Raw genomic sequence first — 24,440 nt, 5'->3', positions numbered from 1 at the left:
GCCGGAGCTCACGTCACGCGCAACGCGCGTATCGGATCCACGTTCATGGCGCGCCGGGCCGGGACGTAACACGCCGCCGCGGCGACGGCAATCAGCAGCAGCAAGACGGTCGCGAACGTCAGCGGATCGCCGGCGGCGACGCCGAACAGCAGGCTCGACCCCGCCCGGCCGAGCCACCAGGCTCCGGCGAGGCCGATGACGGCGCCCGTCACGCTCAACGCCAGCCCTTCGCCGACCACCATGCGGAAGATGTCGGCGCGCTGCGCGCCGATCGCCATACGCAATCCGATTTCGCGCGTGCGCGTGGCGATCGAATACTGGATCAGCCCGTAGACGCCGACAGCCGCCATCAGCAGCGCAACCAGAGAGAAGCCGGTCAGCAATGACGTCTGGAAGCGTCGCTGGGCGACATACGTCCCGAGCTGCTGCTCCAGCGGCGCCACGCCGACGATCGGCGCGTTCCTGTCGACGCGCCGCACGGCCTCCCGCAACGCGTCGCCCATTCCGAGCAGATCATCCGACGATGTCCGGATCAGCAGATTCACGCTGCGCGAGGCAGGACTCTGCGCGAGCGAGACGAACACCTGCGGCAGCGCCGTGCGCTCGGGACCTTGCCGGCGCATGTCGCCGACCACGCCGACCACGGTGAACCACGGCGCGCCGGCATCCCGCGCCCCGAACGTGAAGCGCCGGCCGACCGGATCCTGCCGCGGCCACGAGCGGCGCGCCATCGCCTCGTTGACAATCGCCACCAGCGGCGCGTCGATCCTGTCCGTCGCCGAGAAGACGCGGCCGCGGAGCAGCGGTGTCCCCATCGCGGCGAAGAAGTCCGGACTGACCTCGTCGCTCGTGAGCCGCGCCCGCTCGGTCACGGCTCCGTCGTTGCGTTCGACGGTGATGACGCGTTCCCTCGGGTTGCCGGTGAACAGATCGTCGATGATGCCGGCCCGCTCGACGCCCGGCACCGCCTGAACCTCCTCGAGAACGCGGAGATAGAGGGCCGTCCGCTCCGCCGGTACGGTGAGCGCCGGCGGAGTGGAGATCCCCATCAGCAGCACCCGCTCGGAGTCGAATCCAACGTCGACGTTGATGACGTGCCACCAGCTTCGGACGAGGAGCCCGGCGCCGACGAGCAGAACGATCGCCAGCGCAAACTCCGCCACCACGAGGGAACGGCGCATGCGGCGGCTCGACGATCCGCCCGATACGGTTCTGCCGCTCTCCTCGCCCGACGGTCGCAGGTCGCGCCGCAGTGCGGTCATCGCCGGCGCGAGTCCCACCACGATTCCCGAGAGCAGAGCGATGGCGATCGCGCAACCGAGGACGCGCAGATCCACGCTCACCTCGTTCAGGCGCGGCAGGGTGGCGGGCCCGAACGCGCGCACCAGCCGGATGCCCCAGACGGCGAGCAGCGTGCCGATCGAGCCGGACAGGACGGCGAGCACGAGGCTTTCGGTGAGCAGCTGCCGGACGAGCCGTCCGGCGTTCGCGCCGAGCGCTGCGCGGACCGCCATCTCGCGCGCGCGGGCGGCGCCGCGCGCCAGCGACAGGCTCGTGACGTTGGCAGCGGCGATGAGGAACACGCAGAACACGGCGGCGCCGAGCAGCCACAGCGCCAGCCGCGGCTGCGGTCCAACGACATAAAGACTCAGAGGGACCACCGCGATTCCCTGGTTCCTGGCTTCCGCCGGCAACTCGTCGTCAAGCCGCCGGGCGATGGCGCTCATCTCGGTCTGGGCGTGTCCGTCACTTACGCCAGGGCGAAGTCTCGCGACGACGAACCACGTCTGCCCGCCGCGCACGGCGGGACGGGCCGGGTGGGGCCGCCAGAGGTCGGCGTCGACGCCGGCGATAGCGAAGCCGGCCGGCAGGACGCCGACGATCTGCGAGGGCAAGCCGTTGACGATCAGCGTCGCGCCGAGCGCGTCCGGCGCTCCTCCGAAGCGCGCCTGCCAGAAACGATGACTGATCAGGATCACCGCTTGACGCTGCCCGGCTTCATCGGTCGAGAAGGCGCGTCCGAGGATCGGCTGAACGCCGAGCACCGAGAGCAGGTTGGGAGACATGCTCGCGCCGTCGGCCTGCTCCACTCCGTCCGCGCCGGTCAGCAGCGTCGACACCGAATCGAACGTCGCGATGTCGACGAACGACTCGCTTCGCTCCCGCCACTGCGCGACGTCCCACAGTGCCGATCGCCCCTCGCGCAGGTTGATGGCCGGATCTTCGGTCCACAACATCGCCAGCTCCTCCGGCGCTCGGTAGGGAAGCGGCCTGAGCAGGACCGCATCCACGACGGAGAACATGACGGTGTTGGCGCCGATGGCAAGCGCCAGCGTCGCGGCCGCGGTCACGGTGAACGCCGGATTCTTTCGCAGCGTGCGCAGCGCATACCGCAGGTCACGCGACAGTTCCTCCAGCCACGCGAACGACCGCACCTGCCGGCAGATCTCCTGCGTCTGCGGCACGCCGCCGAAGCTGCGGCGCGCCGCCCGCCGCGCCTCCTCGGGCGAAAGCCCCTGCCGGATGTACTCCTCCGCCGCTTCGGCCAGGTGACTGCCGATCTCGTCCTCCAGATCGCGATCCATCTGCCGCGCCCGAACGAGGGCCCGCAGACGGAACAGGAAGATCCGCAGCCTGGTGATCACGAGCCTTCCGGGATCTTGAGGAAGCGCTCGACGATGCCCGCGGCACGCTGCCATTGGGCTTCTTCCCTGGCGAGCTGTTTCCGTCCGGCGCGGGTCAGCGCGTAGACCTTGACCCGCCGGCCGGTCTCGGAGGTGCCCCACCTCGACGAGATCCACCCCATCTGCTCGAGCTTGAGCAGCGCCGGATACAGGGTGCCCTGGTTGAGCGCGAGCTGGTTGCCGCTGATCTGCTCGATCCGCCGGGCGATGCGGTAGCCGTGCAACGGCCCGAGGGCCTCGAGGGTCTTGACGACCATCAAGCCGAGGGTGCCGTAGAGCACGTCGCTCTTGTCGGGTGTCATGTGTTGGGAGCCTACACCTCCAAGGTGTTGGCAGTCAACCGATCGGCCGGGTCCCGGCGCGGCGTCAGGATCCGGCTTGTTCGAGCGTGAACGTCTGTCCGGCGATGGTGATCGTGCCGGTGCGGGCGGCGCCGGTCGCGTTGGCGTCGACGCTGAACTCGACGCTGCCGGCGCCGGATCCGCCTGCCCCCTTGGTCACCGTGATCCACGGGGCGTTGCTGACGGCCGTCCAGCCGCAGCCGGCGCCGGCGGTGACGGCGACGGATCCGGTCCCACCCGCCGCTGCGGCGGGCTGCGTGGCGGGCGCGATGGAGAACGTGCAGCCGCTCTCCTGAGTGATGCCGACCGTCCTGCCCGCGACTGTCGCCGTTCCGTTCCGTGCCGGACCAGCGTTTGGCTGGACGTCGAGCTGCACGGCGCCGCTGCCCGATCCGCTCGCGCCGGCGGTGACCGCAATCCACGCGGCGTTGCTGACGGCCGTCCACGGGCACTCCGCGGCGGCCGTCACGGTGACGTTCTGCGGGCCGCCGGACGGCGGGACAGTGATGGCCTCCGGCGCGACCGCGGGACTGCAGGCCGCAGCCTGCGTCACGGTGAACGTCTGGCCGCCGGCGCCAATCGTGCCGCTGCGGGCGCCGGCGGTATTTGCGGCCACGGTGAACTGCACCGCTCCCGGGCCGTTTCCGCTGCCGCCCGATGTAACGGAGATCCACGGCGCGCTCGACGTCGCTGTCCATGCGCAGCCTCCGGCCGTGGCGACGTCGAACGATCCCGGGCCGCCGGCGGACGGCACGTTCTGCTCCCGCGGCGAGATCGCGTAGGTGCAGCCGCCGGTCTGCTGCACCGTGAAGAGCTGCCCGCCGGCACTGATGGTGCCCGTCCGCTGCGGCCCCGTGTTGGGCGCCGCGCTGTAGCGCACGGTGCCGTTGCCGTCGCCGCTGCTGCCGCCGGTGACGGTCAGCCACGGTGTCTGGCTCGACGCCGTCCAGCCGCATCCCGCCGCCGTCCGCACGTCGAACTCGCCGCTGCCGCCGGCGGCGGGCTGCGTCGCGGACGTGGCGGAGAGCGCGATCGTACAGTCCGCGCCCTGATTGAGCGTGAAGGTGCGTCCGGCAATCGTCAGCGTGCCGGTGCGCGCCGGACCCGTGGTTGCCGCGACCTTGAAGCTCACGCTGCCGTCGCCGCTGCCGGTCGCGCCGGACACGATCGCGATCCACGGCGCGCCGCTCGTCGCCGTCCAGGCGCAGCCGGCGCCCGCCGTCACCGTCACGCGCCCGTCGCCGCCGGCCGCAGGCATCGACTGCGTCTCGGGCGAGATCGCGAACGTGCAGCCCTGGCTTTGCACCACGGTCACGGTCTGACCGCCGACCGCGAGCGTACCCGTACGCGACGGACCGGTCGTCGGGGCGACGGCGAACGTGACGCTGCCGGCGCCGCTGCCGCTGGTGCCCGCGGTGATCGTGATCCATGGCACGCTGCTCGACGCCGTCCAGGCGCATCCGGCCGCCGCACCGACGGTGACGGTGCGCGCGCCGCCGCTCGGATCCACGGCGTGGTTCAGCGGCGAGACGTCGTAGCTGCATCCGGGTGACTGCGTGACGGTGAACGGCAGACCGGCGATGGTCAGTGTTCCAGTGCGCGTCGGACCGGTCGTCGCCGCCACCGTGAACCCGACCGCCCCGCTGCCGGTCCCCGACGTCGCCGCGAGCGTGATCCAGCTCACACTGTTCGACGTGGTCCACGGACACCCGGCGGGGGCCGTCACCGCCACGGCCCCCGAGGCGCCGGCCGATCCGGCGGCGAATGTCGAGGGGGCGATCGCAAACGTGCAGCCTTCGGACTGCGTGATCTCGAAGGGCAGCCCGGCGATCGTCAGGGTGCCGGAGCGGGGCGGGCCGGCGGCCGGCGCGACGGTGAACGACACCGTGGCCGAACCCTTCCCGCTCGCGCCCGAGGTGATGGAGATCCAGTCGCCGTTCGACGCCGCGGTCCAGGCGCAGAGCGCGCTCGACGCGCGGACGTCCACGGCGCCCGAGCCGCCGGCCGCGCCGAACGACGCGGACCCGGCCGAGAGCGTGTACTTGCACTCCGACGCGGCCTGCGTGATCTGGGCGCGCGATCCGTTCAGCATGATGCCGCCCGTGCGCACCACCGGATCGCCATTCGGTGCGGCGGCGACCTCGACAGTTCCATTCCCCTGCCCCGAGCGGCCTGCGGTGATGCTGAGCCAGGCGTCGCTCGCTTCCGCCGTCCACGGGCACTCGCGCTCGGCCTTTACCGCAATCTGAGCCGTGCCGCCGCCGGCGGGCAGCGCCGCAGCGGGTGCGTCGAACGTGACCGCACATTTGGAAATGGCGGAGGGCGATGTGGAAGTGCTGACGGACGATCCGCAGCCTGCGAGCAGCCACGCGGAAACGACAGCAGCGGCGCTGTGCAGGAAAACGCGGCAGATCGACCTGGCAGGAGCCATCCGTGAAAACGCTCAGGTCCGAGCGCGATGCGAGGACGAACGCCTTCAAAGTTCCTACCAAGGCGATACGGCTGGGGTGTGCTCCAGCCGCATCGCCCGATCGGGGACACGGGGCGGCCGCGTCAGGCGAACAGCACGCGATCGCGCGCGCGGATGGGATCGTCCCAGTCCTTCTGCCACCAGGGCTTCTGCGACGGCTTTGCGGGAGGCCGCTGCAGCGTAATCACCTTGCGCTTCCTGTCCCTGGCGTCTTCCTGTACGGTGCGGAAACGATAGTGATCGTAGAGCCGCACCGCCTCGATCATGAAGCTCGTCGCGACGGCGCGGTCCTTGATCATCACCAGGTTCTCGCCGTTCTTCTCGTCGGCCGGCACGGAGAAGTTGTACGAACCGAAGTAGACGCGCGCGTCAGCCGTGTCGAAGTCGATCACCACGAACTTGTGATGCATGCGGGTGCCGCGATGCTGCCCCTTGCTCCCCGAGAGGCCGGACGGCTCGGTGCTGAACGGCGCCGGCACGTTGCCGGTCAGCGCCGCCGAGCGGACGATGCGGCGCTTGTTGTCGGGCGTGATCACTTCGACGCCCAGGTTCCCGGCCTTCACGTTGGCATCGGCAATCCCGAGCGTGTGCACCTTCGGGCTCTTGATCTGCCTGCCGAGAGCAGGACCGATCGGCCCCTTCGTCGTCTGGCCGAGGAACGCGAGCGAGAACAGGACGGACGACTTCGCCTTTGCGATGTCCCTGCCGACGTCCGCCAGGAGACCCTTCTTCGCGATGTGCGGCGAATAGCCGACCTTCGCGGTGAGACCGGGCACGCCGAGCGTGTGCCACGTCTTCGCGGACGGAGACTTCTGAAAGTCGGGGGTCCGCCTGGCGCTGAAATAGGCGTCGAAGCTCGCGAAGTAGTCGTCCACGGCCTTCCTGCTGTTGACGACCACCGCGTTGTTCGACTGCACGTAGAAGCCGCGCCAACTGAAGTTGGTCGAGCCGAACAGCACCTTGTTGATGCCGCTGCCGCGCACCGCGATGGACTTGTGATGCTGCAGGCTGCCGAGATGCTGGCGCTTGACGTTGGCCGGCCCGGCCGACGCCTTCAGCTTCGCCGCCGCCTGACTCTCCGGCCCCTTCGCCGCCTTGTGCGAGGCGGAATCGTCGATGATGATCTTCAGCCGCGACTTGAGCTTGACGAGCGGCGCCAGGATCTCCGGCAGGTTCAGATCGAACGCGATGGCGCGAACCTCCGCCTTCCTGCTGATGGCCTCGTCGAGCAGCTCGTGGATCACCGATCGGGCCTCGAATCCCATCCACTCGTGCGCTTCTTTCGCGTGCTTGTGCGTGGGCGTGAAATCCAGTCCCTCGTGCGACCCGTCCGGTATCAGGGTGGAGAGCACGCGGTCGGGGGCGAACCGCTGCACGAAGGCCTGCGACGAGACGTAGCCGCGCGTGAACGACACGTTCACCTGCCCCGGCAGCGTCTCGCGCATCAGCGCGATCGAAGCCGTCTGCGCCTCCCCCTTGCTCAACGCGCCACCCTCGTCCATGAACATCGGGGTGATCCGGTAGGTGAACTTGCCCGGCTTCTCGGCGTTCCCGGGGAAGTGCACCCACCGGAACTTCTGAATCGGCGCCATGGTGCTTTCCACCGGCGGGTCGGAGAACTTCCTGCGCTGCCCGGGGAACCCGATCCGGTTCCTGACCGCCCAGAACTTGTCGCTGTCCGGTTCGCGGAATTCGATGGCAAACCCCACGAAGTTCCGCGGCGGGCGCCCGTGGCGCCAGTTCATGGCGAGCAGCGCCATACCGTCGCCCCTGTGCACCTTCAGCGTGAAAGGCGCCTTCGAGTTGCCGCCGACGACCTGAAATTCTGCGCTCATCTGCGCCCCCTTCGCACACCACTGCCGGTTGCGCTCTGCAATGCCTACACGCCTTAACGGCCAGGCAGGGCGAAGCGAACAGCCAGATCAGGAGACGGACGAGGGAAGCGATTTCCGAGGGAATCCGGGGGTCAGCCGGCCGGGGGCTCGACGAGCCCTTTCAGCACCGCGAGTCGTCGCGCCCGGGCCACCGCCGCCTGCACCGCGGTGGCGTGCGGATCGCGAACCGGGTCGACCGGAACCAGCAGCACCGTGTCCTCGCGCCGCGCGAGCACGTTGCCGGCGACCAGGATGCGCGTCATCCAGACGGCGCTGCGGACGTTCGGGCACGGCACGCCGATCCAGTCGGGATTCGGGTACGACGGCACGAGCAGCGGCGATTCCGCGTCCATCTCGGCGAACAGGTCCGCGATCGCCCGCTGCTCGAAGCACCACATGTGCCCGGCCCAGTAGTGGCAGGTCTTCGCGATCACCGTGACGACGTTCTTGATTTCCTTCTCGAGGCGGTATGCCGGCGCGGCGGGAAGATCGAGCACGCTGTCGTCGGCACGGACGGCGACGTTCTCCATCGCGATCGCCCGCAGCAGCCAGCCCGCCATGCCCGCACTGTCGCAGCCGACATGAATCCAGCCCGGTTCGGCCGACGGCTCCGAGGGCAGCCCGGTCGCCAGTGAGATCCCTCTGCAGATCTCCCCCGTCACGGCGGCGTAGCGATCGGGCTCGGCGGCGATGGCGTCGGCGGCGCCGGGCAGGAGGAGACGCCCCTTGTGCGGCGGGCCGCCGGCGAGCGCAAGGTCGCAGAACGTCTGCCAGATCTCGTTCCACGCGACCTGCCCGTCGGCGTCGTACTTCAAGCCCGCCGATCCCATCGGCACCGGCTCGACCTCGTCGTACGAGCCCTGGTATTCCTGCGGCAGCAGCGCCTGCAGCCTGGCTTCGAGGATGTGCAGCGCGGCGCTATCGTCCGCCGCGATCGTCCTGCCGGGTGGGCCCATATCCGATTCTACGCATTATTCAATCCGCAGCGCCCGGACCGGATCCATTGTTGCGGCGCGCGCCGCCGGCAGCAGCGCGGCGATCGCCGCCGACACGCCGAGCAGCGCCAGACCTGCGGCAATCACCAGCGGGTCGTGGCCGGTGACGCCGAACAGACGCGATGCGAGAATGCGGCCGGCCATCAACGTCAGCGGCATGCCGATGGCGACGCCGGCCGCGACCTGACCAATCGCCGAACGGAGGATCGTCCCGACCACGCGGCCCCGCGACGCGCCCACGGCCATGCGGACGCCGATCTCACGGGTGCGCCGCGCCACCGAGTACGCGGTGACGCCGTAGAGGCCGAGGCACGCCAGCAGCAGCGCGACCGCACCGAACGCCAGGGTCAGACGCGCGGTGAGCCGATCCAGACTGAACGCCCGCGCGACCTGCTCCTCCATCGAGACCAGCGAGCGGACCGTGATGCGGCGATCGACGTCCGCGAGCACACGGCGCACGTCGGCCTCGAGGCCCGACCGCGGACCGGCGGTCTGCAGCACGATCGCCTGCGGATAGTGCGAGCGATCGATGCGCAGGCCGCCAGCCGCGGCTCGCGTGCGGCTGGTGGAGGTTTCCTGGAGGTACGGCAGAAAGAACATCTCGCGCGGCGCGCGGCGGCCGTCCTGATACTTCGCGTCCGCGACCACGCCGACGATCTCGATCTCCGGCGTGATCTGCCCGATCCGGCGGCCGATCGGATCGGCTGTGCCGAAGAACCGGGCGGCAAAGGCTTGCGTGACCACCGCGACCAGCGGCGATCCGGGACGGTCCTGCTCGGTCAAGGCCCGGCCTCGCAGCAGGGGCGTGCCGACCGTCTCGAAGTAGCGCGGGCTGACGCGATTCCACGACGCGGCTTCGGGCGTGCTGCGCCCCTCGACCACGATCCGCGTCGACCAGTTGTCTCCGGACATCGGCGCGTACAGCGAGAACGCGGCGTTGACGACGCCGGGGATCCGCGCGAGCTGCTCCTGCATGCGCGCGTACATCGACGGCAGCTCCTCGGGCGTCACCATGCTCAGCGACGGCGCCAGGGTGACGACGTAGCGGCTGGGGATGGCGACGCCGAAATCCTGCAGCTCGAGCTGCTGCAGGCTGCGCCCCAGCAGCCCCGCGCAGGTGATGAGCACGAGCGAGAGCGCGACCTGCAGCGCGATCAGCGAGCCGCGCAGGCGGCCGCCGCGGTCGCTCGCAATGCGCGATGCGCCGCGCAGCGCGTCGATCGGGCTGGTCCGCGACCCGACGATCGCCGGCGCCGCGCCGAACAGCGCGCCGGTCACCAGCGAGGCGCCGAAGGCGAAGAGGACGACGAGCGTCGACGGCGTCGGATCGACGGGCACGTCGGTCGCGCCGCGGAACGCGAGATTGATGATGACGCGCGCGCCGACGTACGACACGGCGAGGCCGGCCGCGCCGCCGGCGCACGCGAGCAGGATGCTCTCGAGCAGGAACTGGCCGATCAGTCTGAACCGCGACGCGCCGAGAGCGACGCGGACCGCCGTCTCGGTCCGCCGTGCCGTGCCTCTGGCGAGCAGCAGGCTCGCCAGATTGGCGCAGGCGATGAGGAGCACCGCGCCGGCAAGCCATTGCAGCGCCCGAAGCGTCGGCGCGACGGCGTTGCGCAGGTTGTCGACGCCGGCCGCGGCGGGAATCACCGTGATGGTCTGCCGCGAGATCTCGCCGCGTTCCCGGGACAGGTCGATGGTGCCGAGCCACTGGCGCAGCGTCGCGGTCAACTGCGACTCGAGCGCCGGGATCGCCGTGTCCGGCTTCAAGCGGCCGATCGCGTACAGCCAGTGCTGCCCCCTGCCGTCGCGCAGCTTTGCCGCCGGCTGCAGCAGCGGCTCGCTCGCGATCGCCATCCAGATCTGCGGCGGATCCGGCCGCAGCGACTCGCCGTAGAAGCCGCGCGGCGCAACGCCGACGATCGTCGCCGGTACGCCGTTGAGCGAGATCCGGCGGCCGACCGCGTCGGCGCGCGACTGGAAGCGCTGCGTCCAGGCGTTGTGGCTGAGGACGGCGACGACCGGCGCGCCGCGCTCGTCGTCTGCGCCATGAATGAGGCGGCCGGCCGCGGGGACCAGCTCGAACATCTGAAAGTAGTTGCCCGAGACGAAGGCGCCGTTCAGCGTTTCGGGAGGGGTGGCGCCATCCGCATGCCCGATCGTCACCGTGCGGGTGTTGGCCTGGAACGCGGCCAGCCCGGTGAACTGCGGCGCCGCGTCGCGCAGATGAGTGTAGAGATCGTAGGAGAACAACGAGAACGAGCCCTGCAGCCCGGAGTTGACGCAGCAGGCGTCGGTGTCGCCGACGCGATACAGTTCCGCCGGCCGCGGCACCGGCAGCGGCTTGAGCAGCACGCGGTCGATCAGCGTGAAGACCGCGGTGTTGCCGCCGATCCCGAGGGCGAGCGTCAGCACGCAGACCAGCGTGAAGCCTGGCGTGTCGCGCAGCCGGCGCGACGCCGCCGAGAGGTCCGACCCGAACCCGCGCCATCCGTTCATCGATGCGTTCCTCACGAGGGCGCCGGCGGTCTCGGCGCGTCGAAGCAGCAGCGGCCGCAGCGAGGCGAGCGCCTGGCGGCGGATCCAGCGGCGCGCCGCGGCGGGTCCCGACGCCCGCGCCAGGTCGGCGGCTTCCTCGGCGAGATCCTCCAGGAGCGCGTCACGGTGCTCGGCGCCGGCCGCCAGCCGCAGGATCCAGCGCGCGAGGCGCGGCACCCGGTCAGGCATGGCGCCAGCCCTGCATCATGCGGGCGAGCATCGACGTGGCGTGCGCGAGGGCGCGGGCGCCGGACGGCGTCAGGGTGAAATGCTTGCGCGTACGCCCGCCCTGCACCGGCAGCGGGTCCGAAAGGGTATGCCGCACCAGCCGCTTCGCCTCGAGCCGCGACAGCGTGGCGTAGACGGCGCCGATGGCGACCTCCCGCCCCGTCCGGCGCGTGATCTCCTGCCGGATCGTCACGCCGTAGGCGTCCGGCCCGAGGTGGGCCAGCGCCAGCATCACGTAGATCTCGAATTCGCCGAGGAAGTCCCCTTTGGCCATAGGATTAGTTCTACAAACGCGTACTTAGACGGCGGCGCGCGCGAAAGAGTTGCGGGGCATCTCATCGGCGGCGGGAACGCCGCACCAGCCGCGCGCATCGAATGGATTGCGCGGCCCGGTACTCCGGCTGCGCTTTCGACGGGCGCGTATCTTGCTGACGATGCCGCTGCGCATCTCGCCGGGGGATGGTCGCGCTGAGGAGATGTCATGCGACTCATCGGTGCCGCGGCGGGTGCATTCCTGCTGACCTTAGTCCTGGTCGTCTCGCTGGCCGGACCGTCCGCCGGCGCGCAGCCGCTCGACGGCCGGAGCATTTTCAGGTTCGACACGTTCGGCGACGAGCAGTTGTGGACCGACACGCTGCGGCTGCACGAGACGGTTCAGACACTGTCACCCGCGGCGGCGCTCGGCCTCGGCCTCAAGGTCGACGTCGAGGCGCTGCCCCGGCACGTGGTCGACGCGCTGGTCGCGGGAACACTCGACGTCGACGATCCGCGCGTCACTCGCCGTTTGCTCGAATTGAACGCCGTCGTCGGCGTCGTGGCCAGGGTGAGCGCCGACCGTGTGAAGAGCGTCGGCGTCACGTGCGCGTTGTGCCACTCGACCGTCGACGATTCGCTCGCGCCGGGCATCGGACGGCGGCTGGACGGCTGGCCCAACCTCGACCTGGATCCCGGAAAGATCGCGGCCGCCGCACCCGGTTTCCCGGACGGCTTGCGTGAGGAGTTCAGGGCGTGGGGACCGGGCAGGTACGATCCACGCCACCACATCTTCGACGGCACGAACATCGTTCCCTTGAACACGCCGTCGCTGCCGGTGGTGATTCCTCCCGCGTACGGACTCCAGGGCGTCGGCTTCGAGACGTTCACCGGCGATGGTCCGATCTCGTACTGGAACGGGTACGTCGGGGTGACGCAGATGGGCGGACACGGCAGCTTCGCCGATCCGCGCATCGGCGTCACCGTCACGCAGAAGCCCGATCGCGTGACGCCGAAGCTCCCGGCGCTGCTCGCCTACCAATTGAGCCTGGGCGCTCCGCCTCCTCCCGCGGGCAGTTTCGATCAGACCGCGGCGGAGCGTGGACGGCAGATCTTCAATGGCGCGGCACGCTGCAGTACCTGCCACGCTGCGCCGACCTACACCGACGTGCTGGCCGGTCCCGACCCGCGCGTGCCGCTGCTGCACGCCCCGTCTGAGGTCGGCGCCGATCCGCGATACGCGGCGCGGAGCGCCACGGGGATGTATCGCACCACGCCGCTGCGCGCCCTGTGGCAGCACGCGCCGTACTTCCACGACGGCAGCGCGCCTGATCTGCTCGCGGTGGTCAACCACTACGATGCGCTGTTCGCGCTCGGACTCACCGCGGAACAGAAGGCGGACCTCGTCGAGTTCCTGAAGTCGCTCTAGCCGGGAGCGCTACACCGCCGGCGCGGTGGCAGCCGGGTGCGTGCTGACGCGAGGGAAGTCGCGCGATGAATCCGGCTCGCCGTCGGCGAGCAGCGCCTTCGGCCCGAGCGGCCGGCAGGCGCTGATCAGCGCTTCCACCCTCTCGGTCGGCAGCGGGTGCGAGAAGAGGAAGCCCTGCGCGTGCGTACAGCCGAGCCGCTCCAGCTCGCGTGCCTGTACCTCGCTCTCGATGCCTTCCGCGACGACGCTGGTGTTGAGCGTGCGGGCCAGGGCGAGGATGCTCTCGACGATCGCCGGACGTCCGGGCAGCAGCAGGCTGTTGACGAACGAACGGTCGATCTTCAGCGCGTCGACGGGCAGGTTGTGGAGGTGGCTCAGCGACGAATACCCGGTGCCGAAGTCGTCCAGATACACCTTGACGCCGAAATCGCGCAGCTCGCGCAGCACGATGGCGGCCTCGCCGGGACTGTCGAGCAGCGCGGTCTCGGTAATCTCCACGCGCAGGTCGGCCGGCCGCAGCCCCGTCTGGTGGACCGTCTGCTGGACGACGCGCGGGAAGTTCCGCTTCACCAGCTGGCGGCTCGAGACGTTGACGGTGATGCAGTCGAGGCCGGCGTGGGGATACTGCCGCTGCCACTCCGCGAACGTCCGGCACGCTTCCTGGAGCACCCAGGTGCCGAGCGGCTCGACCAGCCCGAGCTCCTCGGCGATCGGCACGAACGTGACCGGCGAGACCTTCTCGCCGTTGCGCGTCCAGCGCACCAGCGATTCGAAGCCGACGCACATGCCGGTCTTGAGCGAGACGATCGGCTGGTAGTGCACTTCGAAATCGTTGTTCGCGATGGCGCGGCGGAGATCGTTCTCCAGGCTGAGGCGGTCGCGCACGCGGGCGTGCATCGCCGCGTCGAACACTTCGTGGCGCGACTTGCCGCGTGACTTGGCGTGGTACATCGCGGTGTCGGCGTCGCGCATGATCTCGTCGGGATTGGTGTAGTGCGCCGGGCCGAACGCGATGCCGAGGCTCGCGGAGGTGAACACCTCGCGCCCGGCGATCGAGAACGGCGCGCTGAGCGCGTCCTGGATCCGTCCCGCGATCGCATTCGCCTGCCCGTCGTCCGTCAGCCCGTTCAGGAAGATGGCGAACTCGTCGCCGCCGAGCCGGGCCAGCGAGTCCCCCTGGCGCAGACACGACTCGAGGCGGCGCGAGGCGGCGACGAGCAGCTCGTCGCCGACGAGATGGCCGAGGCTGTCGTTGACGATCTTGAATCGATCGAGATCGAGGTAGAGCACCGCGAAGCCGCTGCGCTGGCCACGGCGGCGGCATTCGTCGAGCTGCCGTCCGAGCGCCTCGACGAACACGGCGCGGTTCGACAGGCCGGTGAGCGCGTCGACGAAACCGACGCTGCGCAGCCGCTCCTGGGCGAGCGCCTGCTCGGTCGTGTCGGTCAGCGATCCGGCGATGCGGTTCGGCTTCCGCCCGACGCCGGCGCTCACCGCGACGCCGCGGCACAGGAACCGCCGGTAGCCGCCGTCTTCGTGGCGGATGCGATGTTCGTGCTGGAAGACGGGACTGGCGCCGGAGAGGTGCGCCTGCAGCGCGCCCGTCAGCGGTTCGATGTCGTCGGGGTGCACGCGATCGAGCCACTCGCCGGGACTGCCGCTCGCCGCGTGCGCCGGCAGCCCGATCATCGCGCGCCACCGGCTCGACACGTAGAACTCCTGCGTCTGCAGGTTCCACTGCCACAGGCCGTCGTTCGCCCCTTCGGCGGCCAGCGCGAGCCGCTCGCCGCTGCGCCGCAGCTCGTGCTCGGCGCGGATCCGCTCGGTGACGTCGTGCCACAGCAGCGTGACGCCGCCCGACACCGGCACCACCTTGATCTGTGCGATCCGCGTCTCGGCGCCGGACGGCAGCACCAGGTTGTTGACGACGCGGACCTTCCCGTCCGCGAGCGTCTCCTTCATCGTCCGAGGAAGCTCCGTGCGCGCCAGCGCCGGAACCACCGAGACGAGAGGAACACCGACCGCCCGCTCGGCATCGCACTTCACCAGCCGCTCCAGCGCGTCGTTCCACTGGGTGACGACGCCGGCGCCGTCGATCACCGACATGCCCTGATCGAGGTGCTCGATCACTTCGCGCCGGCGCTGCTGCTCCTCGAGGCGCCGGATGTAGTCGCTGTAGACGCGATACGCGCAATACAAGCCGCCGGCGGCGGCGGGGGCGACATTCCACAGGCCCTGCTGCACGATCTCGGCAAGGACGGCGGCGACGATCGCGCCGAGCAGATAGACCGGATAGCCGTTCGTCGCGCGCGACGGCCACGAGTCGTCCATCGCCTGCCGGAGGACGCAGGGAATGGCGATGCTCGTCAACGCGCCCAGCGCGACGTGATACGCCACGGCCGCGGCGGCCAGAGGGATGAGCAGCCACGGCCAGCCCTGAAACACCTGCAGGCCGGCGGGCAGCCCATGGACGAAGCCTGCCACCGCGGTCGCGGCCACCGCGACGGCGGCATCAATCGCCGTCTGGCGCGGACTCGTGTGCGCCGCGACGTATCCGCCGGTGATCGCGGCGGCGACGGCCACTATCGACGCAACCTGCGGCCCCATCAGCAGCAGCGCGACGAAGACGGCAATGAACGACGGGGCCATGAACGAACGATCCGTCAGGGCACGCGCCTGCGCCGGCACGCACGCCGTCAGCATGCCCGCGAGCAGAACGCCGGCAAGCTCCGGAAGGCGATCGGTCGCGATCCAGCCCGCGAGCCAGGGTGCCGCCAGGGCGGCGGCATACACGCCGGCCAGCGTGGCGATCGCGTTCTGCGAGGGAACGGCGGGGCGCATTGGGCCGGCGCGATCCAAGCAAACGGAACACCATCGGTATAGCGGCGATAAACTCCTTCAAATCAATGGGTTGCTACAGCAGAGAGCGGACGGCGAGGGGGTGGATCTGTGCCGGAACGGCACAGGCGGTTTCACAATTCCGTGTGTCCGCTGCGAGTTCTGTAAGCTCGGCCGCAGCTAGTTCCTGAGCGCCGCGGCCGGATCCGTGGACGCCGCCGTGCGCGCCGGCCAGCCGACCGCGAGCAGGCCGCATGCGGCGAACGCGATCGATACGACCGCAATCGCCGCGGGATCCGCCGCCGCGCGGAGGTCGGATGCGAGCCCGTCCCGCATACCGCCCCTCTCGCCGCGCCCGACCGGCAGCGTCGCGGCGTCGCGCCGGATCCGCGGCACGTGCCGCAGCAGATCCAGCAGCTCGCGGGCCGCTCGCAGGACACGACGGGCGCCGGCTTCTTCGCGGACGCGGCTCACGGCCATCTCGAGCGCATCGGCGCCGTGGCGCTCGCGGAACCCGCGCGGCATGAGCGCCAGCGCGGCGCGATAGAGCTGTTCGAAGACCGTCACGGCCGCCGATCCGCGACCAGTGCCGCCCGGGTCGCTTTCAACTGGCCGGCGAGGCGCTCGGCTTCGGCCGCGAGCACGCGCCGGCCGAGGGGCGCCAGCTCGTAGACGCGCCGGCGCGAATCCGCCGGCGCGGCGCGCTCGCGGATGAGTCCCTGGCGCTCCGCTTGCGATAAAACTGAGTAGAACGATCCGGTGCCCGGATCGATGCGGCCGTCCGACCGCTCGCGAATGCGCTTGACCAGCTCGTACGGGTGGGTCGCCTCTTCCGCGAGCGAGAGCAGCACGGCATAGAGGAGATGCGTCAGCGGCAGGAACGCGTCGACCGGTGCGGGCATCCGTGAATTATCTCCATTATGGAGACAAAGGCAACCATGGCGACGAATCGACGGACCTCGGTGCCCTTCGACCCGTTCCACTTCGAGCGCGAGGCATCGGCCGGGCGGCGCTACTCGACCGAGCAGGCGTTCCGCGAGATCTACCGCACCAACCATTGGGGGGCGCGCGAGCGTTCCGGCGCCGGCGCCTCGGTCGAGCAGGCCGCCGCGATCCTGTCGCAGCTCGGATCGCTCATCGATCGTCTGGGGATCCGGACGCTGCTCGACGTGCCGTGCGGCGACTTCGCCTGGATGCGCCACCTGGAGACCGACGTGAACTACATCGGCGGCGACGTGCTGCCGGAGCTGGCGGGCGCGAACCAGGAACAGTGGGGCGGCCCGCGGCGGCGCTTCATGACCATCGATCTGCTGAAGGACGACCTGCCGGACGCCGACCTGCTCCTCTGCCGAGACTGCCTCGTTCACCTCTCGCTGGACGATGCCCGGCTCGCGCTCTCGAACATCCGCCGCTCGCGCTGCGAGTGGCTGCTCACGACCACGTTTCCCGGCTGCACGGCCAACGAGGACATCGTTACCGGCGACTGGCGGCCGCTGAACCTGCAACTGCCGCCGTTCAACCTGCCGCCGCCGGAGCGGCTGCTCAACGAGCAGTGCACCGAAGGAGGCGATCTCTTCGCCGACAAGAGCCTCGGGCTATGGCGCGTGGGGGATCAGGCGCCAGAGCGCTGAGTCGCTGGCCACGTAGATGGCGCCGCCGCTGCCGACGGCGACGGCGCGGACCGGCCCGACGCGTCCGTCGAGCAGCCGCTCCGTCGTGACGATCCGGCCGGCATCCCCGGCATCGAAGCGGATGCGCAGCACATGTCCGGCATCGCTCGCCGCGATCAGCAGGTTGCCGTCGAGCGCCGGGACGTCGCCGCCGGCGTGGAAGGCGAGCGTTCGCACGCCGAATGGCTGCGGCAACGGATACGACGCGCGCTGCGACGCCCGCCGCGGACGGATCGACGCGACACCAATCGCCGCCAGGCGCTCGGTCCGGTCGCCGCGCTCCTCGGTGAACCACAGCACGCCGTCCGCCGCCCATCCGAGTCCGCGCGGCGCGCGCAGACCGCTCCAGTAGACCGGCGACGCGGCGGGCTGATCGCCGGGCGTGCTGCCATCGGCGTTGATACGCAGGATCTTGCCGTTCCATTCGGAAGGACGGCTCGCCGCCTCGCGGCTGCCGCCGTCGTCGAACGCGGCATAGAGCTGTCCGTCACGGCCGGCGCGGAGCGCGGCCGCGTTCTCGGCCGATGCCGCGACGTCGCGCATCAGCGGCATGCGATCGACGAGCGCGTCGCCTGCCAGGCGATAGCGGACGAGGCGGAACGCTCCCGCCGGCGTGTGAATGACGAAGACGTATGCGGTGCGCGCGAAGTCCGCCGCGACGGCGAGCGCCGCCACGCCGCCGTCGACCGAGCGACGGAGCGCCGGGGACGGCGGGGCGCTCCCGGGCGCCCGGCTGACGAGGCGAATGGATCCCGAGCGCTCGCCCACCAGGCTGCGGCCGTCAGGGAGCAGCGCCAGGTCGACGACATCGTGCAGATCGCCGGCGAGCTGCTGCGCCTCGAACCTCACGCCGTCCGCGGTGGCGATCGTCTCGCCGGCGGCGAGCGGCGCCGCGATCGGCGGCGGAGCGGCCAGACCGGCGACGGTCACGGTCAACGGTGCGCTGCGGCCGCTCTCGAGCGTGCCGCCGGCGTCGAGGATGAAGGCGGCGAGCTCGAGCGTGTGCGCACCGTTCGACAGCACCGGCAGGCGGCCGGAGCACGCGAAGCCCGCGGCACCGGCAGTCGCGCCGCAGGTGACGTCTGCGACCTCGGAGCGGACGCCGTCGACGTAAATCGCGTAGCGGAACGTCGCCAGCTCGGCTGCGTCGCGCGCCTGCTGATCCCATCCCAGGCGCTCGCGTCCGGTGATGGCCTCGCCGGGGGTGCCGGGCGGCGACGGCGTCGGCGGCGGTGTCCGGCCGCACGCCGCCAGGGCGCCGAGCGCGAGGACGAGATAGAGGCGCGCCGCCATGTCCACCGATAATAGGCGCGGGACTGTGGTGTTGCGAATCGCGATCGCCGCGCTGATCGTGCTGGCCGCCGCCGCGGACGCGGCGGCGCAGCTGCGCACGCGCGTGCACGCGTCCGGCTTTACGCAGCCGCTCGCGATCGTCCAGGATCCCGCCGACCCGGCGGTCCAGTTCGTCCTCGAGCAGCGCGGACGGATTCGTGCGATCCGCGGCGGCACGGTGGAGCCGGCGGACTTCCTCGATCTCACCGCCGCCGTCAGGTCCGGCGGCGAACAGGGGCTGCTCGGCATGGCGTTTCCGCCCGACGCGGCCCTGACGGGCCGCTTCTACGTCAACTTCACGAACACGGAGGGGCACACCGTCGTCGCGCGCTTTCGCCGCTCGGGCAATCCGCTCGTGGCCGACGCCGCCTCGCGGTTCGACCTGCGGTGGAACGGCGCGGGCGGGCCGGCAGTCATCGTGCAGCCCTTTGCGAATCACAACGGCGGGCATCTGGCGTTCGGGCCGGACGGCTACCTCTACGTCGGGATGGGGGACGGCGGATCGGGCGACGATCCGAATCACTTCGCGCAGGACCCGGCGTCGCTGCTTGGCAAGATGCTGCGCGTCGACGTCGGCGTGCCGGAGAATCACCCCACCGGGTACATCGTGCCGGCGGGCAACCCGTTTGCCGGCACCGGGGCGCGGCCGGAGATCTGGAGCTTCGGCTGGCGCAATCCGTGGCGATACACCTTCGACGATCCGTCGCGCGGCGGCACCGGCGCGCTGGTGGCGGCCGACGTCGGACAGAACGCATGGGAGGAAGTGGATTACGAGCCGCCGGGGCGCGGCGGCCGGAACTACGGGTGGCGCAACCGCGAAGGGGCGCACAACAACGTGACCTCGCGGCCGCCCGCCTTCACGCCGCTGATCGATCCGATCCACGAGTACGATCATTCGCAGGGCAGCTCGATTACCGGCGGCTACGTGTATCGCGGGACGGCGCTCGGCGCGGCGTTTCGCGGCAGGTACTTCTTCGCCGATTTCGTCCGCAGCCGCGTATGGTCGATCGCGCTGACGGCCGACGGCGGCGGCGAGGGGCGCGCGTCGGATCTGCGCGAGCACACCGCCGAGCTCGGCGGCGCGGCGCAGCTCGCCGGGGTCAGTTCGTTCGGCATCGACGCGGGGGGCGAGTTGTTCGTCGTCAGCTACAGCCGCGGAGTCGTCCTGAGGATCGTCGGACCGCCGCCGACGCCCGGTACGCTGCGCATCATCCGATAACCTGCGGAGAACCAGCGATGTCAGTCATTCCGCTCGTCTTTGCCGCCGCGGCGGCGGTTGCCGGCGCGGCGACGGTGCTTCCCGGCATCGACGTCTTCCTGTCCGACGTCCCGCGCGCGATCCGCGGCAAGCGCGTCGCGCTGATCACCAACTACAGCGCCGTCAACCGCGAGAAGGTGCCGGACATCGACCTGATCGCCGCGAGCAAGGACGTCAAGCTCGTGGCGCTGCTCGCGCCGGAACACGGCATCCGCGGCACCGCCGCCGCGGGAGAGAAGATCGCCGACGACGTCGACGCGAAGACCGGCATTCCGATCTACTCGCTGTACGCGTCCGAGGACCGCGGCCCCACCCCGGAGATGCTGAAGGACGTCGACGCGATCCTCTACGACCTGCAGGAGGTCGGCGGCCGGACGTGGACCTACGTGTCGACGATGGCGCTGTCGATGCAGGCGGCGGCGCGCAAGGGGATTCCGTTCGTCGTCCTCGATCGCCCGAACCCGATCGGCGGCGAGATCGTCGAAGGGGCGCTGCTCGATCCGAGGTTCAGGTCGTTCGTCGGCATGTACCCCATCCCGGCGCGGCACGGGATGACCGTGGGCGAGCTGGCGACGCTGTTCAACAGGCAGCACGGCATCGGCGCGAATCTGATCGTCGTGCGCGCCGCGAACTGGAAGCGGTCGCAGTGGCTCGACGAGACCGGGCTTCCGTTCGTCAATCCGTCGCCGAACCTGCGCTCGCTGGCGGCGCTGACGAGCTATCCCGGTTCGGTGTACTTCGAGGGAACGAACCTGACCGAGGGTCGCGGCACGGATCGGCCGTTCGAGCAGATCGGCGCGTCCTGGCTCTTCGCGCCCGAAGTCGTGAAGCTGATGAACGAGAAGGGACTCCCGGGCGTCCGCTTCGAGGCGATCACGATGACGGTCGCGCCGACCGCGGCGAAGTTCAAGGGGATGACGATCCCCGGCGTCAGGTTCGTGATCACGGATCCCCGCGCCTACCGTCCGGTGCGCACCGCGCTGATTCTGATCGCGGAAATCCGGCGGCTGTACCCGAAGGACTTCTCGTGGGGACCGTCGATCGATCGGCTGACCGGCTCGGACGAGGTGCGGCTGGCGATTGAAGGAGGACGGCTGCCGGCGCTCCTCGACGAATGGGATCGCGAGGCCGCGGCCTTCGCCGAGAGCCGCAAGCCGTTCCTGCTCTACCGCTGACCTCCCCGATCGTCGGCTTCGTCACGCAACGTCAGAATCTCCGGTATCATGCGCGCTCCGGGGCGATTCGTCGGGAGGAGTGCATGGTACCGAGACCTCTGCTCGTGGCTGCGGCCCTCGCGGCACTCGTGGTGTTCGCGCGCGACGCGCGAGCGCAGGATCCCACCGGCGCCGTCGAGGGCACCATCACCGACGCCACCGGCGCGCCGCTGCCGCGGGCGCGCGTCACCGCCGTCAACGCCGGAACCGGACTCGCCAAGGACGCGGAGACCGGGGCGGACGGCTTCTATCGGATTCTTCTGCTGCCGGTCGGCCGCTACACCGTCACCATGCAGGCGCCTGGCTTCACGACGCTGGTTCGCGACGCGATCGACGTGAGCGTCAGCCAGAGCGTGCGCGTCAACGCGCAGCTCGAACTCTCGTCGCTGAGCGAGACGGTGAAGGTGTCGGGCGGAGCGCAGCTGGTCGATACGACCACCAACGTCCTCGGCCGCGTCATCACCGGGCGCGAACTGGTTGATCTGCCGCTGAACGGACGCAACTTCACCCAGCTCGGTCTGCTCGAGACCGGCGTCGCGCCGCTCCCCGCCGGCGTGGCGACCGCCGGCGGCAGCCTGCGGCAGGGACAGGCGTACGCGGTGAACGGGATGCGGCCCGAGCAGAACATGTATCTCGTCGACGGCGCGCAGAACCAGAACCGCATGGACGGCGGCTATGCGCTCAAGCTGCCGGTCGAAGCGATCGCCGAGTTCCGCATCCTCACCCAGACGGCGCCGGCCGAGTACGGCGGCACTGCCGGCGCGACGACCAGCGTGGTCACGCGCTCGGGCACCAACCAGCTGCACGGATCGCTCTACGAGTTCGTGCGCGACGACGCCTTCGATGCGAGGAATTACTTCTCCGAGAAGGTCGAGCCGCTCGAGCAGCACCAGTTCGGCGGCACGATCGGCGGACCGCTCTCGCCCGAGCGCGCGCTCTTCTTCGGCTACTACGAGGGGTTCCGCAACACCCAGGGGCTGACGACGACGGCGACGGTGCCGACCGCGCAGGAGCGTCTCGGCGACTTCTCGGGGCTCGGCGTGCCGCTGCTGAACCTGGCGGCCGGCGGCGTCCCCTTCCCCGGCAACAGGATCCCGGACGCGGCAATCAATCCCGTCGCCCGCAGCGTCCTCAGTCTCTACCCGCAAGGCAACGTCTCGCCATCGCTCTATCGCGAGACGGTGGTGGTGCGGAACGTCTCGAACCAGGCCGGGGGCCGGTTCGACGTCAACCTGTCGCCGGAGAATCAGCTCTTCGGGCGGTATGCGTATTCCGGCGGCCACAACATCAATCCCATTTCGGTCCGCGGCACCGACGTGCCGGGGTTTCCGACCCGCGACGACTACTCGACCCATCACACGACGATCTCGAACACGCGGATCCTGTCGCCGTCGCTGACCAATTCGCTCCGCGGCAGCTGGATGCGGCACGCGTTCTTCTTCGATCAGCGGCTGAATCGCAATCCGCCGTCCGCGCTCGGCTTCGGCTACAACTCGTCCAACGACGTGGGCCAGGGACCGCCGTTCTTCAACATCAGCGGCTACTCGCCGATCGGCGGCGCGATCACCGGCCCGCGCAACTCGACGCAGACGACGTTCGAGATCCAGGACGGCGTCGCGTGGACGAACGGCGCGCACCTGATCAAGACGGGTGGCGAGTTCCGCCGCACCGGCATCGACATGGTGCAGACGATCGCGCCGAACGCCTTCTTCGTGTTCGCGGGGACGTTCCCGACCAACAACGCGATCGCCAACCTCCTGCTCGGCGCGCCGGTCACGTTCTACCAGGGCCTCGGCGACTTCGGCCGCGCGGTTGCGGTCTGGAGCGCATCCGCGTACCTGCAGGACGAGTGGCGCGCCACGCCGCGCCTCACGCTCAACTACGGGCTGCGCTACGAGCGCATCAACCCGTTCACCGAGGCAGACGACCGGTTGAACGGCTTCGTCCCCGGCGTGCAGTCCACCGTCAGGCCGGACGCGCCGCTCGGGCTCGTCTTCCCCGGCGATCCGGGAATCGGCCGCGGCATCGCCGACGGCATCCACGCGCTCATGCCGCGGGCCGGCGTCGCCTGGGATCCCAACGGCGCCGGCGTGTGGTCGATCCGCGCCGCCTACGGCCTGTTCTACGATCAGTTCCAGAACGGCGCCGGGACGACGTCGCAGATTGCGATCAGCAGTACGCCGTGGGCGCAGTTCGTGCAATTCAGCGGCGCCGGCCTGAACTTCCAGAATCCGTTTCTCGGCCGCCCGCCGACGGCGCCCGACACGTTCGTGCGGCCGTCGACGCTCTTCGCCCTCGATCCCGAGGCGAAGCCGCCGCGCGTGCACAACTGGAACGCGAGCGTCCAGCGCTCCATGCTCGATCGCTACGTCGTCGAACTGCGGTACGTCGGCGCGCGCGGGAAGCACTTGCCGCGCAACGTCGAAGCGAATCCTGCGGTCTTCGGACCCGGGGCGACGGCGCAGAACGCCGACCGGCGGCGCATCTACGGGAACTGTCCGGCGGACGGGAGCGCGTGCGCGCTGTCGACCGTGGCGATGCTGCGCAGCGTCGCGCGATCGCGCTACGACGCGGCGCAGGTGAGCGTGTCGCGGCGCTTCGGCGGGACGCTGGGGTTCAACGCGTCCTACTGGTACTCGCGGTCGTACGACCATCTGTCGGCGATGAATCTCTCCGGCGCGGCGGCCCGTCCGCTCGCCGGTGAGAACGACCTCGCGCAGAACCCGTTCGATCTCGAAGCGGAGTGGGGGCCGTCGCTGTTCGACGCGCGCCATCGGCTCGTGGCCAGCGCGACGTGGATGGTGCCGGTGTCCCGCAGCGCACCGGCGGCGATGCGGGCGGTGATCAACGGCTGGCAGCTGAACGTGGCGGCCTCGCACAACTCGGGGACGCCGTTCACCGTCTCGGACTCCGCCAATGTCGCGCTGCAGGCGAACAGTCCGCCCATCTCCGGGTTCCCCGCCAGCCGGCCGAATCTCGTCGGCGACCCGAACGCGGGTCCGCATACGGTGAACGCGTGGTTGAGCCGCTCGGCGTTCGAGCGCCTGAGCATCCAGACGCAGGCGGGCCAGTTCGGCAACGCCGGCCGGAACATCGCGCGCGGCCCCGCGTACACCAACGTCGACCTCGCGCTCGTGCGCGACGTGGCGCTGGTGCGGCAGACGCGGCTGCAGATCCGCGCCGAGGTGTTCAACCTCGCGAATCACGCCAACTTCGGGCTGCCGGTGGCGGATCTCAACTCCCCCAGCTTCGGCCGCATCCTGTCCGCGGGTCCGCCGCGGCTGATGCAGTTCGCCGTCAAGCTGTTCTTCTAG

16 protein-coding genes are annotated in these 24,440 nt (G+C 70.3%); 5 read left to right on the top strand and 11 right to left on the bottom strand.

Translation table 11 applies throughout. The features are described 5' to 3' along the window. Positions 1-8 precede the first annotated feature (8 nt). The 7 genes from VFK57_15335 to VFK57_15305 all read right to left on the bottom strand — a co-directional run bounded on the left by VFK57_15335 (position 9) and on the right by VFK57_15305 (position 11,407). A complete protein-coding gene (locus VFK57_15335) occupies positions 9-2,645 on the bottom strand; it encodes an ABC transporter permease (GenBank protein ID HET7697084.1) in 2,637 nt (878 codons plus the stop codon). Further along, the gene (locus tag VFK57_15330) at positions 2,642-2,986 is read right to left on the bottom strand and encodes a PadR family transcriptional regulator (protein ID HET7697083.1); all 345 of its coding nucleotides are present in this window, start codon (positions 2,984-2,986) and stop codon (positions 2,642-2,644) included. Before VFK57_15330 ends, VFK57_15335 begins: the two co-directional genes overlap by 4 nt. A gap of 64 nt (positions 2,987-3,050) precedes the next feature. Further along, on the bottom strand, positions 3,051-5,456 hold the full coding sequence (locus VFK57_15325) for a BACON domain-containing carbohydrate-binding protein (GenBank protein ID HET7697082.1): 2,406 nt from the start codon (positions 5,454-5,456) through the stop codon (positions 3,051-3,053). Between the two features lie 122 nt (positions 5,457-5,578). Further along, on the bottom strand, positions 5,579-7,330 hold the full coding sequence (locus VFK57_15320; GenBank protein ID HET7697081.1) for a phospholipase D-like domain-containing protein: 1,752 nt from the start codon (positions 7,328-7,330) through the stop codon (positions 5,579-5,581). A gap of 131 nt (positions 7,331-7,461) precedes the next feature. Beyond that, positions 7,462-8,325 carry a hypothetical protein gene (locus VFK57_15315; GenBank protein ID HET7697080.1) on the bottom strand — a complete coding sequence of 288 codons (864 nt, stop codon included), beginning with the start codon at positions 8,323-8,325 and terminating at the stop codon, positions 7,462-7,464. 15 nt (positions 8,326-8,340) lie between these two features. Beyond that, positions 8,341-11,094, bottom strand: a complete 2,754-nt coding sequence (locus tag VFK57_15310) for an ADOP family duplicated permease (protein ID HET7697079.1) — start codon at positions 11,092-11,094, stop codon at positions 8,341-8,343. Next, positions 11,087-11,407: a helix-turn-helix transcriptional regulator gene (locus VFK57_15305; GenBank protein ID HET7697078.1), complete on the bottom strand. Its 321-nt coding sequence runs from the start codon at positions 11,405-11,407 to the stop codon at positions 11,087-11,089. The genes VFK57_15310 and VFK57_15305 overlap by 8 nt, the downstream gene beginning before the upstream one ends. Before the next feature lie 207 nt (positions 11,408-11,614). Here VFK57_15305 and VFK57_15300 point away from each other — a divergent pair, with 207 nt between their 5' ends. Further along, the gene (locus VFK57_15300) at positions 11,615-12,814 is read left to right on the top strand and encodes a hypothetical protein (protein HET7697077.1); all 1,200 of its coding nucleotides are present in this window, start codon (positions 11,615-11,617) and stop codon (positions 12,812-12,814) included. A gap of 9 nt (positions 12,815-12,823) precedes the next feature. On the opposite strand, the gene VFK57_15295 is transcribed toward VFK57_15300, so the two are convergent. The 3 genes from VFK57_15295 to VFK57_15285 form a co-directional block, all read right to left on the bottom strand. After that, positions 12,824-15,655: an EAL domain-containing protein gene (locus VFK57_15295; GenBank protein ID HET7697076.1), complete on the bottom strand. Its 2,832-nt coding sequence runs from the start codon at positions 15,653-15,655 to the stop codon at positions 12,824-12,826. Positions 15,656-15,832: 177 nt separating this feature from the next. Further along, a complete protein-coding gene (locus VFK57_15290) occupies positions 15,833-16,219 on the bottom strand; it encodes a hypothetical protein (GenBank protein ID HET7697075.1) in 387 nt (128 codons plus the stop codon). Beyond that, positions 16,216-16,554, bottom strand: a complete 339-nt coding sequence (locus VFK57_15285; GenBank protein HET7697074.1) for a PadR family transcriptional regulator — start codon at positions 16,552-16,554, stop codon at positions 16,216-16,218. Before VFK57_15285 ends, VFK57_15290 begins: the two co-directional genes overlap by 4 nt. 36 nt (positions 16,555-16,590) lie before the next feature. Here VFK57_15285 and VFK57_15280 point away from each other — a divergent pair, with 36 nt between their 5' ends. Beyond that, positions 16,591-17,283: a hypothetical protein gene (locus VFK57_15280; protein HET7697073.1), complete on the top strand. Its 693-nt coding sequence runs from the start codon at positions 16,591-16,593 to the stop codon at positions 17,281-17,283. Here VFK57_15280 and VFK57_15275 read toward each other — a convergent pair. Then, entirely contained in the window at positions 17,248-18,615 is a 1,368-nt protein-coding gene (locus VFK57_15275) for a PQQ-dependent sugar dehydrogenase (protein ID HET7697072.1), read from the bottom strand. The two genes, VFK57_15280 and VFK57_15275, sit on opposite strands and share 36 nt — an antisense overlap. Positions 18,616-18,640: 25 nt before the next feature. Here VFK57_15275 and VFK57_15270 point away from each other — a divergent pair, with 25 nt between their 5' ends. From VFK57_15270 to VFK57_15260, 3 genes are all read left to right on the top strand, one after another. Continuing rightward, positions 18,641-19,873, top strand: coding sequence for a PQQ-dependent sugar dehydrogenase (locus VFK57_15270; GenBank protein ID HET7697071.1), 1,233 nt, complete (start codon positions 18,641-18,643; stop codon positions 19,871-19,873). Between the two features lie 17 nt (positions 19,874-19,890). Continuing rightward, positions 19,891-21,087 (top strand): DUF1343 domain-containing protein, encoded by a 1,197-nt coding sequence (locus VFK57_15265; GenBank protein HET7697070.1) that lies wholly within the window; start codon positions 19,891-19,893, stop codon positions 21,085-21,087. A 104-nt stretch (positions 21,088-21,191) separates the two neighbouring features. After that, complete coding sequence (locus VFK57_15260) at positions 21,192-24,440, top strand: TonB-dependent receptor (GenBank protein HET7697069.1); 3,249 nt, start codon at positions 21,192-21,194, stop codon at positions 24,438-24,440.

The organism is Vicinamibacterales bacterium (assembly GCA_035699745.1).
Classification (GTDB): domain Bacteria; phylum Acidobacteriota; class Vicinamibacteria; order Vicinamibacterales; family 2-12-FULL-66-21; genus JAICSD01.
The sequence above is the reverse complement of the archived record's forward strand: the minus strand, read 5'-3'. Positions and strand labels throughout refer to the sequence as shown.